Consider the following 17713-nt stretch of genomic DNA (forward strand, 5'->3'; position numbering starts at 1 on the left):
TGGAGGAGGACATGCAGGTCGATCTCTGGACGTCCGCGTTCTGCGCGCCGTGTGCCGCCGCGCGCCGTGTGGTCGGCGACGCCGCCCGCCTGGTCCCGGCGCTCGCCGTGACGGAGCGGGACGCCGCGGCCGAACCCGAGGTCGTCGAGGAGCTCGGCATCCGTTCGACGCCCACCGTCATCGTGCGCTGCGACGACGGGACCGAGGTGTTCCGGTCAGCGGGCGTCCCGACCCGCGACCAGTTCCTCGTCGCGGTCGCGAAGGCGCTGGACTGACTCCGGCCGCACCTCGGGCGCGACCGGGGCCGTGCGTCGTCGCAGTGTCCTGAGCGCACGCCGACGGAGTCGCTTCACGGCACGGATCGGCGTGCCGATGGACAGTGCGACCTGCCCGATCACCGAGCGGTCGTGGTCACCGAGCGCGTTCCGCCGTTCCCAGGCACGTCGGAGCACCCCGCCGCGACTCCGCCGGGCGGCCGGGCGGTCGACCAGGGCGCCGGCGTCGCGGAGCGCCATCAACGTCTCGGTGCGGTCGGCCCAGTCGTCGTCCTCCGGATCGTGGAAGTAGTTGTCCGTCATCCACCCCGGTCGGACCGTGCCGAAGCGTCCACGGACCAGGTCGTCCGCGTCGCCCTCGAGCCCGCTGTCCACGAAGACCTCGTTGATGAGGGACCGGGACGTGCCGAAGTCGGTCAGCGTCAGTGCCGGCACGCCACGGGCCGCCGCCTCGAGGACGGCGGTCGAACTGATCGTCACGAGCGCCACGGCCCGGTCGAGGTGCACCGACATCGGACCGGCCTCGACCACGAGGTTCGACGGCGCGTCCGCCGGCACCAGGTCCGCGTACGGGTACGTCTCACGGTGGGTCTGGTGCTCGCCCGCGGCAGCCCGGGTCTTGACGACCACGCGCCACTCCGGGTGCGCCCGGGCGGTCTCGACGAGCCACCCCACGACTCGGCGGCGGTCGTCCTCGTCCTTCGGCACGCTCGGTTGCGCCGCGAAGACCACCGAGTCGCGCGTGACGCCCGCCCGGTCCGCGACGGTCGGCCGTGCGAACGGCAGCGTGGCGAGTGCGAAGGACGGCTCGATCCCGCCGGCCGTCGACATCGCGGTGTACTCGCGGACCTCGCGGTGGCTGTGCAGCACGAACAGGTCGGCGCGGGCGCGGAGGAACACGCCCTTCCACTTCGCCGGGAACGAGATGCCCGGGAGCCCGCTCACCAGCACGGGTCGGCGCGGGACCGAACGCGTCACCTCGTCGATGACCACCTCGGCCACCGGACCGATGCAGGACACCAGGACGGCGTCCGGCGGTTCGGCCTGGAGGCGCGCCACCACGTCGTCCACGCTCATCGGCTCGGGAGGCGCGAGGTCGATCGGGCCCAACCGTGCGTCGACGTCGCGGAAGGCCGCACGCAGTTGCGCGGGGCTCGCCGACCGCGGCGTCGCCACGGTCAGCAGCTCGAGCGACCAGTTCGGCGGGGCTGCGGAGAGCAGGTGTGCGCCCCACTTCGCGAACGAGTCGGTGTCGACCAGACCGACCACTCGCCGCCGGCGAGGCCGCGGGGCGGACGGGAGGCGGGCCTGACGTCCGTCAGCGACCGCGTCGAGGTCGTTCCCCGGAGCGCTCACGCACCCACCCGGCGGAGCTTGGCGAGGGGCGCCTCCTCGCCGGGGAAGATGCGCTTGACGCCGTCGCCCATCGCGGTCTCGATGATGCGGATGTCCCGGACGAGCGTGCGGAGGCCGTGTGGCTCGAGCGAGGCGGCGTGGTCCGAGCCCCACATCGTGCGGTCCAGCGTGATGTGGCGTTCGACCGCCGTGGCACCGAGCGCGACGGCGGCGAGCGAGATCTGCAGGCCCGGCTCGTGACCCGAGTAGCCGACCGGGACGCCGGCGTAGGCGTAGCGCGTGCGGAGCGTGTCGATCATGCGGAGGTTCGCCTCCTCTGCGGGGAGCGGGTACGTCGACGTGGCGTGCATGAGGACGAGCCGCTCGGTGCCGAGGGTCTGCACCGCACGGTCGATCTGATCGAGCGTGGACATGCCCGTCGACAGAATCACCGGCTTGCCGGTCGCGGCGACGGCGGCGAGCATGCCGAGGTCGGTCACCGACGCCGAGGCGATCTTGTAGGCGACGACGTTGAGGTCCTCGAGGAAGGCCACCGACGGCTCGTCCCACGGTGACGCGAACCAGTCGAGGCCGCGGAGGGTCGCGTGGTCACCGATCTCGATGTACTGGTCGCGGTCGAACTCGACGCGGTAGCGGTAGTCGAGGTAGGTCATCTCGCCCCACGGCGTGCTGCGCGGCATCGACTTCATGTGCTCGGGCGTGGAGATCTCGGGAGTGCGCTTCTGGAACTTGACCGCCTGCATGCCGGCGTCGGCCGCGACGTCGATGAGCTGCTTGGCGATCTCGACGTCACCGTTGTGGTTGAGGCCGATCTCGCCGATGAGGTAGGCGGGGTTCCCGGTGCCGATGGTGGACAGGCCGATGCGGACGCTCATGGTGCTCCGTTCTCCGCTGCGGGGGTCCGCGCGGGGTGGGGGTCGGTGGGGTCGGGTTCGGTGGGGCCGGGGGGCGACGCCGGTGCCGCCGACCGCGACGCACCGGTCGAGGGCGCACGGCCCTCCGGTTCCACCAGCGGTGCCAGCGCCGACGCGAGGTCGAGGTCGTGGGCGTCGTCGATGTCGACAGCGGTGCGCGCCGGGACGATCGCGAGTCCGACCCGGCCGAAGAAGCGGTGACGCGCCTGTCGGAAGCCCGCCACGCGGACCACGTAGAACGCGCCGGTCTCGCGGTACTCGGGCTCCCGGTCCTGTCGCCGCGGTCGGGTGGCGGCGTCGTGGTTGACGGCGATCGCCGAGCCGTCCTCGGCCACGCGCCAGAGGAACGCGTGCGAGGGCGCGGCGGCGAGGACCGCGTCGGCTCGACCGGCGAGCACGCGGTCGACCGCGGCGTCGACGTCCGCCGGGTCGGTGAAGGGCGAGGTGGCCTGCAGGAAGACGAGGACCTCGGGATCCGCGGCGTCCTGGCTGACCACGTCGAGGGTGTGCAGCAGCGCGGACTCGGACGACGCCTCGTCCCCGGCGAGTTCCACGGGACGACGGACCACGCGCGCACCGGCTGCGACGGCCTCGGCCGCGATGGCGTCGCCGTCCGTGCTGACGACGACCTCGTCGACCGTCCGGGTCGCCAGCGCGACCTCGATCGACCGCGCGACGAGCGAGCGGCCGGCGACCTCTCGGAGGTTCTTGCCGGGGATGCCCTTCGAGCCCGCCCGCGCCGGGATCACCGCGATCACGCGGGGGAAGGAGCTCATGGGGGAAACGTAGGGAGCGGTGGTGACGCCGAGGGGAACGACAGGGGGACGGGCGACGAACCGTTCCGGAAGGTGGTCGGCGCCGGCACGTCCTCGACCACCTGGTGGGGGAGCCGACCGCGGCCTAGGGTCGAGGGGTGCTCGGAGCCGGAGACGTCCTCGATCCACCGCCCCGACGGGTCCTCGTCGCCGGGACCGCCGGCGTCGGCAAGACCACCACCGCACGGCGCATCGCGCAGGCCGTCGGAGTGCCGCACACGGAGCTCGACGCGCTGTACCACGGGCCCGGCTGGACGGTCCTGCCGACGTTCGAGCAGGAGGTCGAGGACTTCACCGCCCGGGGGACGTGGGTCTCCGAGTGGCAGTACCGGCAGGTCCGCGCGCTCCTCGTCGAGCGAGCGGACACCATGGTGTGGCTCGACCTCCCGAGACGGGTCGCGTTCTGGCGCCTGCTCCGGCGGACCGTTCGACGACGTCTGCGGCGCACCGTCCTGTGGAACGGCAACGTCGAACCACCGCTGTGGACGTTCGTCACCCGCAGGGAGCACATCCTCCGGTGGGGGATCGCGAAGCGGAACGAGATGCGGAGGCAGGTCCCGGCGCTCGCCGACTCGGCTCCGCACCTGCGTGTCGTGCACCTGCGCTCGCAGCGGGAGGTCGAGCGGTTCGTCGACCGCCTGCTGGTCGGTACCGAATAAGATCGTCGGCGTCCGCCTCCGTAGCTCAGTGGATAGAGCAGGTGGTTTCTACCCACCGTGCCGCGGGTTCGATTCCTGCCGGGGGCACCGACGACGAAGGCCGTCACCCTGCCCGGGTGGCGGCCTTCGTCGTGACGGTCTCGTCAGGAGTGACGTCGGGTCACTCGTCGTCGGAGTCAGCGCGTCGCCGGAGTTCGCTGGCGCTGACCGGGTTGGCGTACGGCGTGCCGGACGTCTCGTCGGCGTCGGCGGGGACGGCAGTGCCGTCGGCCGCGCCCCTCGGGTCCGTGGTCGTGGTCGTCGATCCGAAGCCGTGCGCCCGGGGGGAGGCATCGCGGCGGTCCTGCTCGTCGCGGACCGGGGAGCGGTCGCCGGAGGCAGCACGGTCGTCGGGACCGGGACGGTCTGCACCGCCGATCCGGACGTCGTCGACCACGTCGTCGTTGTCGGCGTCGCGCGACGCCGACCAACCGCCGCCGTTCGACCCCGGAGAGACGGCGGGGGCACGGAACGCGGGGGAGCCGAGCGTCGGGCGGATCGGGGTCGTCTCACCGTCGGAGTACGGCCGGGTGGCGTCGTCGCCGATCGGCACGGTCGCGTCGTGCCCGCTCGTGGGAGCCATCGCCGTGACGTCGGCCTGGCCCGGGTGCACGCTCGAACGGGCCGGGCCCGCGCTCGGCTGCTGCGGGATCGTGCTCCGCTGCGCCGGGCTCGCGCTCGGTTGTGCCGGGGTCACGTTCGGCTGCGCCGGGCGGAGGGAGGTGGTCGTCGGCGTCGGGGCCGGCTCGGGGGCCCGGGAGGAGTCGACCCTGTCCGCGTTCCACTCCTGCTGACGCGTGATGAGGTCGGCGTCCGGATCGGGGGAATCGAACTTCCACCGCTCGAGGTCGCTCTTGAAGAGCTTGCGAGCCCGGTTGGGCCGCGCCTGCCACTCGAGCATCCGGTCGCGGAACTCGGCGAGGGAGTTGTCCGCGTGGGAGGTGAAGGTCGAGGAGTTCTTCTTGATGTCCGCGATCTCGTGCTTCGCCCAGTCCGCGGCGACCGGTGCGCCGGCGATCGGGAGCAGACGCAGCCGGATGTCCGCGTCCTCGGCCAGGTGGTCCGCGTAGGCACGTTCGTCGTGTCCGAGCGAGCCCCAGCTGACGGCCTTCCGCGCGGCCGAGACGAGGCCGGCGACGGCGGCGTTCCTGGCCTCGCGCTCCTGGTGGGCGACGATGCGCTTGACAGCACCACGACCGATCAGTGCGGCGATGATGCCCGCCACGAGGATCGCGACGAAGGGGATGACCGCCCCCGACAGCACGCGCCAGCCCGTGTCGGACGAGGTCCAGTCGATCAGGTCGTTCCACCACTGCATGCGCGTACCGTACTTGTGGATCGGTCAGGTGCCGGGGACGACAGGCGGACGGGACGGACATCCGCCGCATCCGATCCCGTCGCGCGCCACGATCACCAGCGGAGGGTGTCCACCGCGTCCTCGGCGTTCCAGACGTTCGGGAGCTCGACGAACCGTCGCTCGGCGGCCACGTAGCGACGTGCCCGGTAGGCGGTGCCCCCTGCCACGTCCACGCGGTCGACGTACCCGACGATCTCCCCGTTCGCCCGGGTGACCCGGCTCAGGTCGTCGCGGACGTCGAGGATGCGGAGGTCGCCCCGCGACCGCGCCGTCGGGCGGGGCGAGTGGATGCTGAGCCGGGCGTCCGTCGTGGACTGCATGTGGGCCTCCTGGTCGTGTGATCTGTGACGACCGTACGACCGACCACCGACACGCCGGAGGTGACGAGCCCGTGCTGGGGAACACGCACGAGCGTCGCCGTGTTGTGGAGGGGAGTCCAGTACCGCGCTCTCCGGAGCCAGGAAGGCAGGTCCCCATGACCACGTTCGTCCTCGCCGGTGGCTGTTTCTGGTGTCTCGACGCCGTCTACCGCACGCTTCAGGGCGTGCAGGACGTGGTGTCCGGGTACATCGGCGGCAGTGACCCGCACCCGACCTACGAGCAGGTGTGCACGGGCACGACCGGCCACGCCGAGGCGGTCGCCGTGACCTTCGACGAGGCCGTGATCCCCGCCGACGTCGTCCTCGACGTCTTCTTCACCCTGCACGACCCGCGGCAGCTCAACCGCCAGGGCGCCGACGTCGGTACGCAGTACCGCTCGGCGATGTTCCCGGCCGACGACGAGCAGCGAGCCCTCTTCGAGGAGGCGCTCGAGCGGGCGTCGGAGATGTGGGACGGCGGGATCGTGACGACCCTCGAGCCGCTCGGCGAGTTCCACCGGGCCGAGGAGTACCACCAGGACTTCTTCGCGAAGAACCCGGGCCAGGGGTACTGCCTCGCCGTCGCACTGCCCAAGGTGAACAAGGTCCGGAAGGCGTACGGTCAGTACATCCTGGCGTCCTGACGGAGGGGCGTCGGGGCCACGAGGAGGTGGTCGGACGATGACGAACGACACGACGACGGCGACAGCGACGACGGAGACCTGGGTCGCCGTCGGTCCGGCCGGTGCGGTGGGCACGATCCACCGGGCGGCTGACGGGTTCCGGGTCGAGCTCTACGGACGACGGGGTCCGGGCGGGACGTACCCGTCGCTGCAGTCGGCCAAGGGCGCGGTGCACAAGGCGATGGGTCCGCTCGCGGACCGGCCGGAGTTCCACGCGCACTGACCGAGGAGTCCGCGGACGCGGCCCTCGACCGGGAGGCCCGGATCACCTTCCCTCCACAGGGACCGTGGTCCGGGCCTCCTGTCCACAGGTCGACTCTGCGCTGCCGTCGAGGCGGAGCGCCGACCGACGATCGGTGCATGAACGACACGATCACGGTCTGCGGCATCATCGCCACCGAACCCCGCCACCTCGTCACCGAGACGGGCGTCGCCATCACGAGCATGCGTCTCGCCTCGCCTTCGCGCCGCTGGGACCGCAGCACGTCCAGCTGGGCCAACGGCCCCACGAACTGGTACACCGTCACGGCGTTCCGGTCGCTCGCGGCCAACGTGCACAAGTCCGTGAAGAAGGGCGACCGCATCGTCGTCACCGGGCGCGTCCGGATCCGGAACTGGGAGCGCGACGGCCGGGGCGGCACCTCCGTCGAGGTCGACGCCGATGCGCTCGGCCACGACCTCGCCTGGGGCATCAGCAACTGGATCCGCGTCCCGCGGCACGTCGGCGACGCGCCCTCCGCGTACGGGGCGGGCCCGGACGTCGACCCCCGGACCGGCGAGGTCGGCGACGACGACCCGGTCGACGGGGACCTCCACGATCGCGGCCCGGCCGCGGACACGACCGGGTCCGTCGACCCCGTCCGGGGGCGCGACGAGCACGGTGACGACGTGCTCGTCGACGCGTCGTACGACGCCGGAGGCGTCGGAGCGCACGACACCGCGTCGCACACCGACGGCTCCGTGTCACCCGTCGATCTGTTCCCCGGGCAGGAGCCGGGGTGACGCCGCGACCGTCGCCGCGGGGTCCGGCGCAGCGCCGACCGCGCCGACACCGGGAGCGGGGCAGCGCTGAGGGCCTCGGATCGGTAGACTCGGTCCGATATGGCTGAGTACATCTACCAGATGGTCCGCGCCCGCAAGGCGGTCGGCGACAAGCTGATCCTCGACGACGTCACGATGTCGTTCCTCCCCGGCGCCAAGATCGGCGTCGTCGGGCCGAACGGTGCGGGCAAGTCGACGATCCTGAAGATCATGGCGGGGCTCGACCAGCCGTCCAACGGCGAGGCGAAGCTGACCCCGGGCTTCACCGTCGGCATCCTCATGCAGGAGCCCGAGCTCGACGAGACCAAGACGGTGCTCGAGAACGTGCAGGAGGGCGTCGGCGAGATCCACGGCAAGCTCACGCGCTTCAACGAGATCTCGGCCGCGATGGCCGAGCCCGACGCGGACTTCGACGCGCTCCTCGCCGAGATGGGGACCCTGCAGGAAGAGATCGACGCCGCCGACGCGTGGGACCTCGATTCGCAGCTCGAGCAGGCGATGGCCGCGCTCCAGTGCCCCCCGGGGGACGAGCTCGTCACGCACCTCTCCGGCGGTGAGAAGCGCCGCGTCGCGCTCTGCAAGCTCCTGCTCCAGAAGCCCGACCTGCTCCTGCTCGACGAGCCCACCAACCACCTCGACGCCGAGAGCGTGCAGTGGCTCGAGCAGCACCTGCAGCAGTACCACGGTGCGGTCCTCGCCGTGACCCACGACCGGTACTTCCTCGACCACGTCGCACAGTGGATCGCCGAGGTCGACCGAGGCCGTCTCTACCCGTACGAGGGCAACTACTCGACCTACCTCGAGAAGAAGCGCGCTCGTCTCGAGGTCCAGGGCAAGAAGGACGCCAAGCTCGCCAAGCGCCTGTCGTCCGAGCTCGACTGGGTCCGCAGCAACGCGAAGGGCCGCCAGGCGAAGTCCAAGGCGCGCCTGGCCCGCTACGAGGAGATGGTCAACGAAGCCGAGCGCACGCGCAAGCTCGACTTCGAGGAGATCGTGATCCCCGTCGGCCCGCGTCTCGGGTCCCAGGTCATCGACGCCGAGCACCTGCACAAGCAGTTCGGTGAGCGCGTCATCATCGGCGACCTGTCGTTCACGCTGCCGCGGAACGGCATCGTCGGGGTCATCGGCCCGAACGGCGTCGGCAAGACGACGCTGTTCAAGACGATCGTCGGGCTCGAGCCCCTCGACGGCGGCCAGCTGAAGATCGGTGACACGGTCGACATCTCCTACGTCGACCAGAGCCGCGGCGGCATCGACCCGAACAAGAACCTGTGGGAGGTCGTGTCGGACGGTCTCGACTACATCCAGGTCGGCAAGACCGAGATCCCGTCGCGTGCCTACGTCTCGCAGTTCGGGTTCAAGGGCCCGGACCAGCAGAAGCGTGCGGGCATCCTGTCGGGTGGTGAGCGCAACCGTCTGAACCTCGCGCTGACGCTCAAGCAGGGCGGCAACCTGCTGCTCCTCGACGAGCCCACGAACGACCTGGACGTCGAGACCCTCGGCAGCCTCGAGAACGCCCTGCTCGAGTACCCCGGTTGCGCCGTGGTCATCACGCACGACCGGTGGTTCCTCGACCGCATCGCGACGCACATCCTCGCGTGGGAAGGCCTCAACGAGGACGGCACGCCGATCTGGTACTGGTTCGAGGGCAACTTCGAGGCGTACGAAGAGAACAAGGTCGAGCGCCTCGGTGCCGACGCCGCGAAGCCCGGACGCGCGACGTACCGCAAGCTCACGCGGGACTAGCCCCCGTGGCGAGACTGCACGCGCCGGTCCGCATCCGCTGGAGCGACATCGACGCCTACGGGCACGTCAACAATTCGGCGATGCTCCGGCTGCTCGAAGAAGCACGCGTGCTGGCGTTCTGGGCGCCGGACCCCGACGAGGTGGACGAGTCGGGGTCCGCGCCGGAACCCGTGATCGACGGGCGCCCGGGTTCCGGGACGATGACGGTCATCGCGGCGCAGCGGCTCGAGTACCTGGCATCCACGCCGTACTTCCGTCGGCCGCTCGACATCCAGTTGTGGATCGGGCGGATCGGTGGGGCCAGCCTGGACATCTCGTACGAGGTCTGGTCGCCCGCCGGACACGAGCCGGCGGAGCTATACACGCGCGCCACCACGGCGCTCGTCCTCGTGGACGCGACGACCAACCGACCGCGACGGCTCACTGAAGCCGAGCGAGCGGCGTGCCAGCCGTACATCGAGCCACCCGTGCGGTTCTCCCGGCCGTGAGACTCCCGCAGCGACCTCGGCCGTGACCTCGGTCCGCCGCTGACCGACGTCGCTGAGACAGGCCCCGCTCGTCGAGCGGGGCCAGTCTCACTCGGTGGGCAGGCGCATCATGCCCTCTTGTGCGACGGTCGCCAGCAGCCGTCCGTCGCGGGAGAACATGCGACCGAGCGCGAGGCCCCGACCGCCCTGGGCGCTCGGCGACTCCTGCGCGTAGAGCACCCAGTCGTCAGCGCGCCCGTCGCGGTGCCACCACATCGCGTGGTCGAGGCTCGCGAGTTTCACGCCCGGTGTGCCCCACGCGACCCCGTGCCGACGCATGATCGGTTCGAGGAGGGACAGGTCGCTCGCGTAGGCCAGGACCGCGCGGTGCAACGCGGGGTCGTCCGGCAGGTCCCCTTCGACCCGGAACCACACCGCCTGGTGGGCGACGCGAGCGCCCTGCACGTCGAAGTAGACCGGGCCGTCGACGTGCCGCAGGTCGATCGAGCGCTCGGCCCAGGCCTGGGCCGTGGGGTGGTCGACCGCGCCCAGCACCGACGCCGCCGACGGGAGCGACTCCGGGTCGGGGACGTCCACGGGGAACGGATCCTGGTGCTCCGCGCCGGTGTCCGGGACCTGGAACGACGCGATCATCGAGAAGATCGGGAGACCGTTCTGGTACGCCTGGGCTCGTCGGGTCGCGAACGAGCGTCCGTCGTGGATGCGCTCGACGCCGAACGTGATCGGGACGTCGATCGCACCGGGGCGCAGGAAGTAGCCGTGCACGGAGTGGATGTCCCGGCCCTCGATGGTGGTCTGCGCTGCGACGATGCACTGCGCGAGCACCTGGCCGCCGAACACCCGTCCTCCGGGGGACCAGTGGCTGGCACCGGTCAGGATCGTCTCCCTGGTGCTCGCCCCGGTGTCCTCGAGTCGCAGGGTCGTGAGGAAGTCGGGTTCGCGGATCACGCCGCCAGTCTACGAACGGGACCCGGTGTGGCCGAGGAGGGCGCGGGGGGCCTGCCCGCCGTACCGAGGTCGATGACGTCCGACGGGACCGGCTCCTCCTGGTCGGCTGGGTCGCCCGCCACGTCCTGGAGGGCCGCTGCATCCGGATCGACGAGGCTCGCCGCCGTCGGGGAGGTCCGGAGCAGGCTCCAGATCGCCACCGCGACGAGTGCTCCGCTGACGCTGGCCGCCCATGGTGTGAGCACATGGGACCAGAGAACGGGTGCGGCCAGCCAGACGAGGTGGTTGGCGATGACCGAGCCCGTCACGCCGAGGAACAGGGCGAGACGGGGACGGAGGCTCGGGCCGGCCAGCAGACCGGTGACGACGAGGACGGAGAGCAGTGCGTTGACGAGGTGCGGCATGGGCGGGACCGTGGTGACGAGACGAGACGAGACGAGACGAGACGAGACGAGACGAGACGAGACGAGTCGGCGAGGACGTCGACTGTGACAGTGGGAGGCGGAGCCGACGGGCCGACCCGCTCCGGGTCGGCCCGTCGGCCCCGGGAGATGCCGGCTCAGCTGCCGGAGCCACCCTGCCCGACCGCGAGCGGCTGCGCTCCGGCGGCGGAACCGGCGTCCGCACCGCTCGTGCTGACGGCGATCTTCCGGGGCTTCGACGACTCCTGGACGGGGATCGTGACGCTCAGCACACCGTTGTCGTAGTGCGCGGCGATCCGCTCGACGTCCAGGCCGTCGCCGAGGGTGAGCTGGCGGACGAACGAGCCGGGCTGGCGTTCCCGCGTGAGCCACTGCGCTCCGTCGGGAGCGCCGAGGGTGCGCTCGGCCCGGATGGTGAGGACCGACCCGTCGACGTCGATGTCGACGGAGCCTGGATCGACTCCGGGCAGGTCGACGTCCATCACGTAGTGGTCACCGGCACGGTAGAGGTCCATCGGCATCGAGCGCGGCCCGGCTGCTGCGCCGCTGAGGAGGGATCCGGCGAGGCGGTCGAGCTCGCGGAACGGATCGAAGGTCATGGCCATCTGCATCAACTCCTTCACTGAGTGCTTCGCGGTTGAGTCGCCCTGACTCAACTGCCTCCCGTTTTAGCACTCGAACCCGGAGAGTGCCAAAAACGGGCTCAGAGCTCGCTGAGCGCCGGGGACCAGGGAGCGGAAGGTCGTGCGCGGCTAGGATCGAACGTGACATGAGCAGCTCGTTCACCCTTCCCGACGCCGCCTCGCTCGGTGACCTCCGCACCTACCTCGGGCGAGCCGCTCGGATCGAGGACGGGTCGGTCCGCCTCATCGCCGACTCCGGTGTCCTGGCCGTGTACACGGCGATCCTCTACCCGCTCGGGCTGCTCGACGAACTGCCCACCGTGCTCGGATTGCGCACGTTCGCCCTCACCCAGCCGGAGCACATCGACGTCGTGGTGCCGCTCCGCTCGTTCCAGGAGCGCCTGCGCCTGCTCGCCGAGGCGAACGACGTCGAGCACGCCGATGCAGCGGACCCCACGCGGGCGACCCCGATCGAGGTCGAACTCCCGCTCGAGGTGCACACCGTGACCTGGGCTGCGATCTCCCCGCCCCGGGGCGGTTGGGTGCCGCTCCCCGACGTCTCGGCGGAACTGCTGCACCGTGCCGCGCGCCAGGGGATCGACGAGGTCGCCGCCTCCGTGCCGACGAGCTCGGGGGAGTCCATCGTCCGCCGCGTCCGCTCCGAGGTGTGGGGTCGACCGATCGCGGGCGTCGAGCACCTGCCGGCCGGCGCGGGCTTCGCCGCCGAGAGCCTCGGCTTCCTCGGGACCGAGCCGGTCCGGCTGTTCGAGACGGGCCCGTGGAGCCGGTTGACGACCTCCAGGGGGCACGTGCTCGTGAAGCGCCGAGCCTGGACGCTCAGTTCCTGACCGAGGGACGCAAGGCCCGTGGCGTGCTCGCCAGGGGCCTCCCGTCGGTTCGTCGGCACGCCGCTGCGGCGGCACCCGGCGCTCCCGTCAGTCGAAGGAGTTCGTCATCGCGTGCGCCGCACGGTCGAGGTAGGCCCACAGCTCGGCCTCGTCGAGCGGAGCGAGGTCGAGTGACTCGACGGCGTCGTGCATGTGCTGGAGCCAGTGCTCGCGCGCCTCGGGCGTGATGCGGAACGGGTGGTGTCGCATCCGGAGTCGGGGGTGGCCGCGCTGCTCGCTGTAGGTCGACGGGCCGCCCCAGTACTGCTGGAGGAACTGCGAGAGCCGCCAGACCGCGCCCTCGAGGTCGTCGGCCGGGTACATCGGCCAGATGACCTCGTCCTGCTGCACACCCTCGTAGAAGCGGCGGACCAGGCGGTCGAAGGTCGGGGCGCCACCGATCCGGTCGAACAGGGAACCGCTCGCCGCAGCCCCGCCCGGTCCCACACGGAGGGTGACGGGCTGCGCGGGGACGCCGCCTGTCCGCTCGCCCGCAGGCGGGCCGAGGGGGATGGACGGTCCGGTCATGGCGTGTCCTCAGGGTCCTTGCTGTCGTCCCCGGTCCGGATCGCCCGGCCCAGGATGTTCATCCGGCCGCGGCGGGCCCGCGGCGCGGGGGTGGGCACCGGCGCGGTGCGGACGGGACGGAGGCCGTTCACCGACGTGGCGTTCTCCCATCCCTCGGGCATGATCATCGCCATCGCCGGCAGGGTGACGCCGAGTTCGTCGACGCTGCGCTTCAGGCGGACGCGGAGTTCCCGACCGACGACGTCGAGTTCCGAAGCGCGGGTCTTCACGACCAGGCGGAACACCATGCCCGAGTCGGTGACGGACTGCAGACCCCAGATCTCCGGCTTCTCCACGATGCGCTGCCGCCAGCGGGACTCCTGGGACATCGTGACCGCGGCGTGCAGGAGGGCGTCCTGCACGGCGTCGATGTCGGTGTCGTACGGCACGGTGATGTCGACGAGGACGCGCGACCACCCCTGCGACAGGTTGCCGACGCGGAGGATCTGACCGTTCGGCACGAACCAGAGGATGCCGTTCACGTCGCGGATCTGCATGACCCGGAGGCCGACGGACTCGACGACCCCGGTCGCCTGTCCGGTGTCGACGACGTCCCCGACGCCGGCCTGGTCCTCGAGGATCATGAAGATGCCGGACAGGATGTCGCGGACGATGCTCTGCGCGCCCACGGCGAGGCCGGCGGCGACCACGGAGGCGCCACCGACGATCCCGACCGCTGCGGTCGGGAACACCGTCGAGATGATGATCGCGAACGCGATCACCGCGACCACGACGGTCGCGAGGTTCTCGAGCACGCTGCCGAGCGTCCGGGTGCGTTGGACGACGCGGGCGGTCTGCAGTGGGGAGGCCACCAGGGCCTGGGTGTCCGCGGCGCCCTGCCGCTTCTTCACGCCGTTGACGATGCGGTCGACGACCTGCTTGATCGTCCGGCGGAGGACGAGGCGGATGATGACCGCCGCGAGCAGGACGATGAGGATCGTGATCGGGACGTGCCAGGTGTCGACGAACTGGGTGAACGTGTTCGACGCCCACTTCGAGACGTCGTCGGTGGTGTCTGCTGCCGAGATCATGTCCGGACGATGCTAAACGGCGAGGCTCCGACGCCCCTGGAGGAACGCCGGAGCCTCGCCCCTGCTCACATCGGGATCAGGCGTCCGCTGCCTGGACGCGGAGCGCGCGCTCGGTGCCGGCGAGGTTCTCGCTGACGATCCGGCGCAGCGCCGGCGTCTCCGGGTGCGCGTCGAGCCAGGCCCGGGCGGCGTCGCGCAGCTCCGTCGACGCCAGCGGTGCCGGGTACAGGCCCGTGACGACGGTGTCGGCGATGTGGTAGCTGCGCTCGTCCCAGATCCGCGTGATCACGTCGAAGTACCGCTGCACGAGGCCCTCGAGCACGACCGGGGCGTTCACGTGCTGGAAGCCGATCGTGGTCTGCCGGACGATCGCGTTCGGCGCGTCGTCACTGTCGACGAGCGACGAGAACGCTGCGAGCTTGCCCTCGGCGGTCGGGATCGTCGCCCGGGCACGAGCGGCTGCCTGCTCACCGGAGGCCGTGCGGTCGGCGGCGAGCTCGGTGTCGATCTCGTCGTTGCCCGCAGCGCCCGCGAGCACGAGGCCCTCGAGCAGCTCCCAGCGGAGGTCGGTGTCGACCTCGAGCCCCTGCAGCGTCACCGAGCCGTCACGCAGGCCCTGCAGCGTCGCCACGTGCTCGGGCGTCGACGGGATCTGCGCGAAGAACTTCACGAACTGGAACTGCGCATCCGAACCGGACTCGGCCGACGAGGCCAGCTGCCACAGCGTGTCACCGACGGTGCGCACCGTGGCGTCCGACTTCGACGGGGCGACGTAGTTGCGTGCCGCCAGGAGCAGCTGTGACAACGTGGTGCGGATCGTGGTGGACTCGGTCTCGGTGGCGATGTTGCCGAGCACCAGGGTGACGTAGTCGCTGGCGGGGGACTCGGCGTCACGCGTGGCGTCCCAGACGGCACCCCAGACGATCGACCGGGCGAGCGGGTTCGCGATCGCCGCGAGGTGCTCGATCGCGGTGCGACGCGACTGCTCGTCGAGACGGATCTTGGCGTACGCCAGGTCGTCGTCGTTGAGCAGCACGAGGTCGCCGCGGTGCACGCCGACCAGCTCGGGGACCTCGGTGCGGGCACCGTCGACGTCGATCTCGACGCGGTGGACGCGGTCGAGCTTGCCGCCGGACGAAGCCGTGTCCGCACCGAAGGGTGCCGACGGGTCGTTCGTGAAGGCGTACACGCCGATGGCCAGACGGTGCGGGCGCAGCGTCGGGTAGTCCGACGGAGCTTCCTGCAGGACGGCGAACGAGGTGATGACACCGTCGTCGTCGGTCTCGATCTCGGGGCGCAGGGTGTTCACGCCGGCGGTCTCGAGCCAGAGCTTCGACCACTCGGACAGGTCGCGACCGCTGGTGGCCTCGAGCTCGACGAGCAGGTCCTTCAGCTCGGTGTTGGAGTGGTGGTGCTTCCCGAAGTACGCCGAGACACCCGCGAAGAACGCGTCGATGCCGACCCACGCGACGAGCTGCTTGAGGACCGAGCCACCCTTGGCGTAGGTGATGCCGTCGAAGTTGACCTGGACGTCCTCGAGGTCGTTGATCGTCGCGACGATCGGGTGCGTCGAGGGGAGCTGGTCCTGGCGGTAGGCCCAGGACTTCTCCATCGCCTGGAACGTCGTCCAGGCGCCGGTCCACTCGGTGGCCTCGGCCGTCGCGATGGTCGAGGCCCACTCGGCGAACGACTCGTTCAGCCAGAGGTCGTTCCACCACTTCATGGTGACGAGGTCGCCGAACCACATGTGCGCGAGCTCGTGCAGGATCGTGACGACCCGGCGCTCCTTGATGGCGTCGGTGACCTTCGAGCGGAAGACGTAGGTCTCGGTGAAGGTGACCGCGCCCGCGTTCTCCATCGCGCCGGCGTTGAACTCCGGCACGAAGAGCTGGTCGTACTTCTCGAAGGGGTAGGCGACGTCGAACTTCTCCTCGAAGTACGCGAAGCCCTTCCGCGTCGTCTCGAAGACGTAGTCCGGGTCGAGGTACTCGGCGAGCGACTTGCGCGCGAAGACGCCGAGCGGGATGGTCCGACCGTCGCGGCTGGTCAGCTCGCTGCGGACGACCTCGTACGGGCCCGCGATGAGCGCGGTGATGTAGCTCGAGATGCGCGCGGTCGGCGGGAAGGTCCATGTGGCGTGGTCGCCGTCGACGTGCGGCTCCGGCGTCGGGGCGTTCGAGACGACCTGCCAGCGGGCCGGTGCGGTGACGGTGAAGGAGAACTCGGCCTTGAGGTCGGGCTGCTCGAACACGGCGAACATCCGGCGGCTGTCCGGCACCTCGAACTGCGAGTACAGGTAGACCTCGTCGTCGACGGGGTCGACGAAGCGGTGCAGTCCTTCACCGGTGTTCGTGTACAGCGCGTCGGCGACGACGACGAGCTCGTTCTGCTCCTGCAGGTCGGCGAGCTGGATGCGGACGCCGTCGTTCACCGCGTCGACGTCGAGCGCCGTGCCGTTCAGGGTGACCGAGTGCACGGTCTTCGTGATGGCGTCGATGAAGGTCGATGCGCCGGCGGTGGCGGTGAAGCGCACGCGGGTGGTGCTGCCGAAGGTCTCGGCTCCGCGCGTCAGGTCGAGCTCGACGTCGTACGTCTGCACGCTGACGATGCCGGCGCGTTCCTGGGCTTCGATTCGGGTGAGGTTCTCTCCGGGCACGGACGCTCCATCTTCGCTGCGGACGCGGACGATCGATGTCCGCGTGTCGGGTGTCCCGGCCGGCGTCGTGCACCGGTGGGACGGCTCGGCGACCAGCCTAGCGAGCGGGCGTACGCTGCGATCCGTGACCGACACGACTGTGGAGAAGACCCCTGGGACCCGGACTGCTGTGGAGTTCTGGTTCGACCCGACCTGCCCCTGGGCCTGGATGACGAGCCGCTGGGTGGGGGAGGTCGAGCGGCACCGCGACCTCGACGTCACCTGGAACGTGATGAGCCTGTTCGTCCTCAACGAGCACAACGAGGACATGCCCGCCGAGTACCGCGACGCCCTGGAACGGAACCAGGTGTACGCGCGCCTGGTGACCGCCGCGAAGACCCGCAACGGCCAGGCGGTCGTGAAGCCGCTCTACGACGCGCTCGGCGAGCAGGTCCACCACCGCCAGCAGAAGGACCCGCAGCAGGTCGTGCCGGCCGTGCTCGAACAGCTCGGCCTCGACGCCGACCTCGCCGATGCCGCCTGGACGGACGAGACCGACGCCGCGATGCGGGAGAGTCACCGGGACGGGATCGAGCGCGTCGGCCAGGACGTCGGCACGCCCGTCATCGCCGTCGACGGCGTCGCGTTCTTCGGGCCGGTCATCTCGCCGGCGCCGAAGGGGCAGGAGGCGCTCAACCTCTGGGACGGCGTCGTCGCCGCGGCCCGCTACCCGGGCTTCTTCGAACTCAAGCGCTCCCGCACCACCGGCCCGGTCTTCGACACCGTCGAGGACTGACCGCCCGTTCGCGCCCCGCACGCGCATCGCGCCGCGTTCCGACGGGGCGCGACGTGCGACCGGGGCGAACGG

General features: G+C 70.9%; 20 protein-coding genes and 1 tRNA gene. 10 read left to right on the forward strand and 11 right to left on the reverse strand.

The features are described from left to right. Nucleotides 1-11 precede the first annotated feature (11 nt). Complete coding sequence (locus DEJ18_RS04450) at nucleotides 12-275, forward strand: thioredoxin family protein (RefSeq protein ID WP_111209744.1); 264 nt, start codon at nucleotides 12-14, stop codon at nucleotides 273-275. Here the strand turns inward: DEJ18_RS04450 and DEJ18_RS04455 are convergent. From DEJ18_RS04455 to DEJ18_RS04465, 3 genes are read right to left on the reverse strand one after another with little or no spacing between them, the layout of a single operon-like run. Next, a complete protein-coding gene (locus DEJ18_RS04455; protein ID WP_146241482.1) occupies nucleotides 216-1631 on the reverse strand; it encodes a DUF6716 putative glycosyltransferase in 1416 nt (471 codons plus the stop codon). The two genes, DEJ18_RS04450 and DEJ18_RS04455, sit on opposite strands and share 60 nt — an antisense overlap. Further along, complete coding sequence (locus tag DEJ18_RS04460; RefSeq protein WP_111209681.1) at nucleotides 1628-2506, reverse strand: N-acetylneuraminate synthase family protein; 879 nt, start codon at nucleotides 2504-2506, stop codon at nucleotides 1628-1630. Before DEJ18_RS04460 ends, DEJ18_RS04455 begins: the two co-directional genes overlap by 4 nt. Further along, nucleotides 2503-3321, reverse strand: a complete 819-nt coding sequence (locus DEJ18_RS04465) for an acylneuraminate cytidylyltransferase family protein (RefSeq protein ID WP_284178312.1) — start codon at nucleotides 3319-3321, stop codon at nucleotides 2503-2505. Before DEJ18_RS04465 ends, DEJ18_RS04460 begins: the two co-directional genes overlap by 4 nt. A 137-nt stretch (nucleotides 3322-3458) precedes the next feature. Between DEJ18_RS04465 and DEJ18_RS04470 the strand changes: the two genes are divergently transcribed. Further along, a complete protein-coding gene (locus DEJ18_RS04470) occupies nucleotides 3459-4019 on the forward strand; it encodes a P-loop NTPase family protein (protein WP_111211325.1) in 561 nt (186 codons plus the stop codon). A gap of 14 nt (nucleotides 4020-4033) precedes the next feature. Then, a tRNA-Arg gene (locus DEJ18_RS04475) sits at nucleotides 4034-4106 on the forward strand. Nucleotides 4107-4179: 73 nt separating this feature from the next. Here DEJ18_RS04475 and DEJ18_RS04480 read toward each other — a convergent pair. Together DEJ18_RS04480 and DEJ18_RS04485 are read right to left on the reverse strand one after the other, a co-directional pair. Further along, nucleotides 4180-5376, reverse strand: a complete 1197-nt coding sequence (locus DEJ18_RS04480; protein WP_111211324.1) for a hypothetical protein — start codon at nucleotides 5374-5376, stop codon at nucleotides 4180-4182. A gap of 92 nt (nucleotides 5377-5468) precedes the next feature. Continuing rightward, on the reverse strand, nucleotides 5469-5735 hold the full coding sequence (locus DEJ18_RS04485) for a hypothetical protein (RefSeq protein ID WP_110823762.1): 267 nt from the start codon (nucleotides 5733-5735) through the stop codon (nucleotides 5469-5471). 155 nt (nucleotides 5736-5890) lie between these two features. On the opposite strand from DEJ18_RS04485, the gene msrA reads away from it, so the two are divergent. The 5 genes from msrA to DEJ18_RS04510 all read left to right on the forward strand — a co-directional run bounded on the left by msrA (nucleotide 5891) and on the right by DEJ18_RS04510 (nucleotide 9732). Continuing rightward, nucleotides 5891-6418 carry a peptide-methionine (S)-S-oxide reductase MsrA gene (gene msrA, locus DEJ18_RS04490; RefSeq protein ID WP_111082808.1) on the forward strand — a complete coding sequence of 176 codons (528 nt, stop codon included), beginning with the start codon at nucleotides 5891-5893 and terminating at the stop codon, nucleotides 6416-6418. Nucleotides 6419-6455: 37 nt separating this feature from the next. Continuing rightward, the gene (locus DEJ18_RS04495) at nucleotides 6456-6680 is read left to right on the forward strand and encodes a methyltransferase (protein WP_111082807.1); all 225 of its coding nucleotides are present in this window, start codon (nucleotides 6456-6458) and stop codon (nucleotides 6678-6680) included. Between the two features lie 137 nt (nucleotides 6681-6817). Next, a complete protein-coding gene (locus tag DEJ18_RS04500; RefSeq protein ID WP_111211323.1) occupies nucleotides 6818-7459 on the forward strand; it encodes a single-stranded DNA-binding protein in 642 nt (213 codons plus the stop codon). Between the two features lie 99 nt (nucleotides 7460-7558). Further along, nucleotides 7559-9244, forward strand: coding sequence for an energy-dependent translational throttle protein EttA (gene ettA / locus DEJ18_RS04505; protein WP_111082805.1), 1686 nt, complete (start codon nucleotides 7559-7561; stop codon nucleotides 9242-9244). A gap of 5 nt (nucleotides 9245-9249) precedes the next feature. Then, nucleotides 9250-9732 carry an acyl-CoA thioesterase gene (locus DEJ18_RS04510; RefSeq protein ID WP_111082804.1) on the forward strand — a complete coding sequence of 161 codons (483 nt, stop codon included), beginning with the start codon at nucleotides 9250-9252 and terminating at the stop codon, nucleotides 9730-9732. A gap of 87 nt (nucleotides 9733-9819) precedes the next feature. Here the strand turns inward: DEJ18_RS04510 and DEJ18_RS04515 are convergent, their stop codons facing one another. The 3 genes from DEJ18_RS04515 to DEJ18_RS04525 all read right to left on the reverse strand — a co-directional run bounded on the left by DEJ18_RS04515 (nucleotide 9820) and on the right by DEJ18_RS04525 (nucleotide 11707). After that, nucleotides 9820-10680: an acyl-CoA thioesterase gene (locus DEJ18_RS04515; protein ID WP_111211322.1), complete on the reverse strand. Its 861-nt coding sequence runs from the start codon at nucleotides 10678-10680 to the stop codon at nucleotides 9820-9822. Then, nucleotides 10677-11084 (reverse strand): hypothetical protein, encoded by a 408-nt coding sequence (locus DEJ18_RS04520; RefSeq protein ID WP_111211321.1) that lies wholly within the window; start codon nucleotides 11082-11084, stop codon nucleotides 10677-10679. Before DEJ18_RS04520 ends, DEJ18_RS04515 begins: the two co-directional genes overlap by 4 nt. 155 nt (nucleotides 11085-11239) lie before the next feature. Beyond that, nucleotides 11240-11707, reverse strand: coding sequence for an Hsp20/alpha crystallin family protein (locus DEJ18_RS04525; protein WP_111082801.1), 468 nt, complete (start codon nucleotides 11705-11707; stop codon nucleotides 11240-11242). A gap of 164 nt (nucleotides 11708-11871) precedes the next feature. Here DEJ18_RS04525 and DEJ18_RS04530 point away from each other — a divergent pair, with 164 nt between their 5' ends. Beyond that, a complete protein-coding gene (locus DEJ18_RS04530) occupies nucleotides 11872-12573 on the forward strand; it encodes a DUF8185 domain-containing protein (protein WP_111082800.1) in 702 nt (233 codons plus the stop codon). A gap of 87 nt (nucleotides 12574-12660) precedes the next feature. On the opposite strand, the gene DEJ18_RS04535 is transcribed toward DEJ18_RS04530, so the two are convergent. The 3 genes from DEJ18_RS04535 to pepN form a co-directional block, all read right to left on the reverse strand. After that, nucleotides 12661-13140: a globin gene (locus DEJ18_RS04535; protein WP_111082799.1), complete on the reverse strand. Its 480-nt coding sequence runs from the start codon at nucleotides 13138-13140 to the stop codon at nucleotides 12661-12663. Further along, nucleotides 13137-14210 carry a mechanosensitive ion channel family protein gene (locus DEJ18_RS04540; protein ID WP_111082798.1) on the reverse strand — a complete coding sequence of 358 codons (1074 nt, stop codon included), beginning with the start codon at nucleotides 14208-14210 and terminating at the stop codon, nucleotides 13137-13139. Before DEJ18_RS04540 ends, DEJ18_RS04535 begins: the two co-directional genes overlap by 4 nt. Nucleotides 14211-14286: 76 nt before the next feature. Continuing rightward, nucleotides 14287-16866: an aminopeptidase N gene (gene pepN / locus DEJ18_RS04545; RefSeq protein ID WP_111211320.1), complete on the reverse strand. Its 2580-nt coding sequence runs from the start codon at nucleotides 16864-16866 to the stop codon at nucleotides 14287-14289. A gap of 124 nt (nucleotides 16867-16990) precedes the next feature. On the opposite strand from pepN, the gene DEJ18_RS04550 reads away from it, so the two are divergent. Continuing rightward, complete coding sequence (locus DEJ18_RS04550; protein ID WP_349775058.1) at nucleotides 16991-17641, forward strand: mycothiol-dependent nitroreductase Rv2466c family protein; 651 nt, start codon at nucleotides 16991-16993, stop codon at nucleotides 17639-17641. The last annotated feature ends 72 nt before the right edge of the window (nucleotides 17642-17713 follow it).

Source organism: Curtobacterium sp. MCSS17_015 (assembly GCF_003234265.2).
Classification (GTDB): domain Bacteria; phylum Actinomycetota; class Actinomycetes; order Actinomycetales; family Microbacteriaceae; genus Curtobacterium.

Coding starts and splice junctions, on each gene's coding strand:
- DEJ18_RS04450 (WP_111209744.1), top strand. CDS start 12: ATGCAGGTCGATCTCTGGACGTCCGCGTTCTGCGCGCCGTGTGCCGCC.
- DEJ18_RS04460 (WP_111209681.1), bottom strand. CDS start 2,506: ATGAGCGTCCGCATCGGCCTGTCCACCATCGGCACCGGGAACCCCGCC.
- DEJ18_RS04465 (WP_284178312.1), bottom strand. CDS start 3,321: ATGAGCTCCTTCCCCCGCGTGATCGCGGTGATCCCGGCGCGGGCGGGC.
- DEJ18_RS04480 (WP_111211324.1), bottom strand. CDS start 5,376: ATGCAGTGGTGGAACGACCTGATCGACTGGACCTCGTCCGACACGGGC.
- DEJ18_RS04485 (WP_110823762.1), bottom strand. CDS start 5,735: ATGCAGTCCACGACGGACGCCCGGCTCAGCATCCACTCGCCCCGCCCG.
- msrA (WP_111082808.1), top strand. CDS start 5,891: ATGACCACGTTCGTCCTCGCCGGTGGCTGTTTCTGGTGTCTCGACGCC.
- DEJ18_RS04495 (WP_111082807.1), top strand. CDS start 6,456: ATGACGAACGACACGACGACGGCGACAGCGACGACGGAGACCTGGGTC.
- DEJ18_RS04500 (WP_111211323.1), top strand. CDS start 6,818: ATGAACGACACGATCACGGTCTGCGGCATCATCGCCACCGAACCCCGC.
- ettA (WP_111082805.1), top strand. CDS start 7,559: ATGGCTGAGTACATCTACCAGATGGTCCGCGCCCGCAAGGCGGTCGGC.
- DEJ18_RS04520 (WP_111211321.1), bottom strand. CDS start 11,084: ATGCCGCACCTCGTCAACGCACTGCTCTCCGTCCTCGTCGTCACCGGT.
- DEJ18_RS04525 (WP_111082801.1), bottom strand. CDS start 11,707: ATGGCCATGACCTTCGATCCGTTCCGCGAGCTCGACCGCCTCGCCGGA.
- DEJ18_RS04530 (WP_111082800.1), top strand. CDS start 11,872: ATGAGCAGCTCGTTCACCCTTCCCGACGCCGCCTCGCTCGGTGACCTC.
- DEJ18_RS04535 (WP_111082799.1), bottom strand. CDS start 13,140: ATGACCGGACCGTCCATCCCCCTCGGCCCGCCTGCGGGCGAGCGGACA.
- DEJ18_RS04540 (WP_111082798.1), bottom strand. CDS start 14,210: ATGATCTCGGCAGCAGACACCACCGACGACGTCTCGAAGTGGGCGTCG.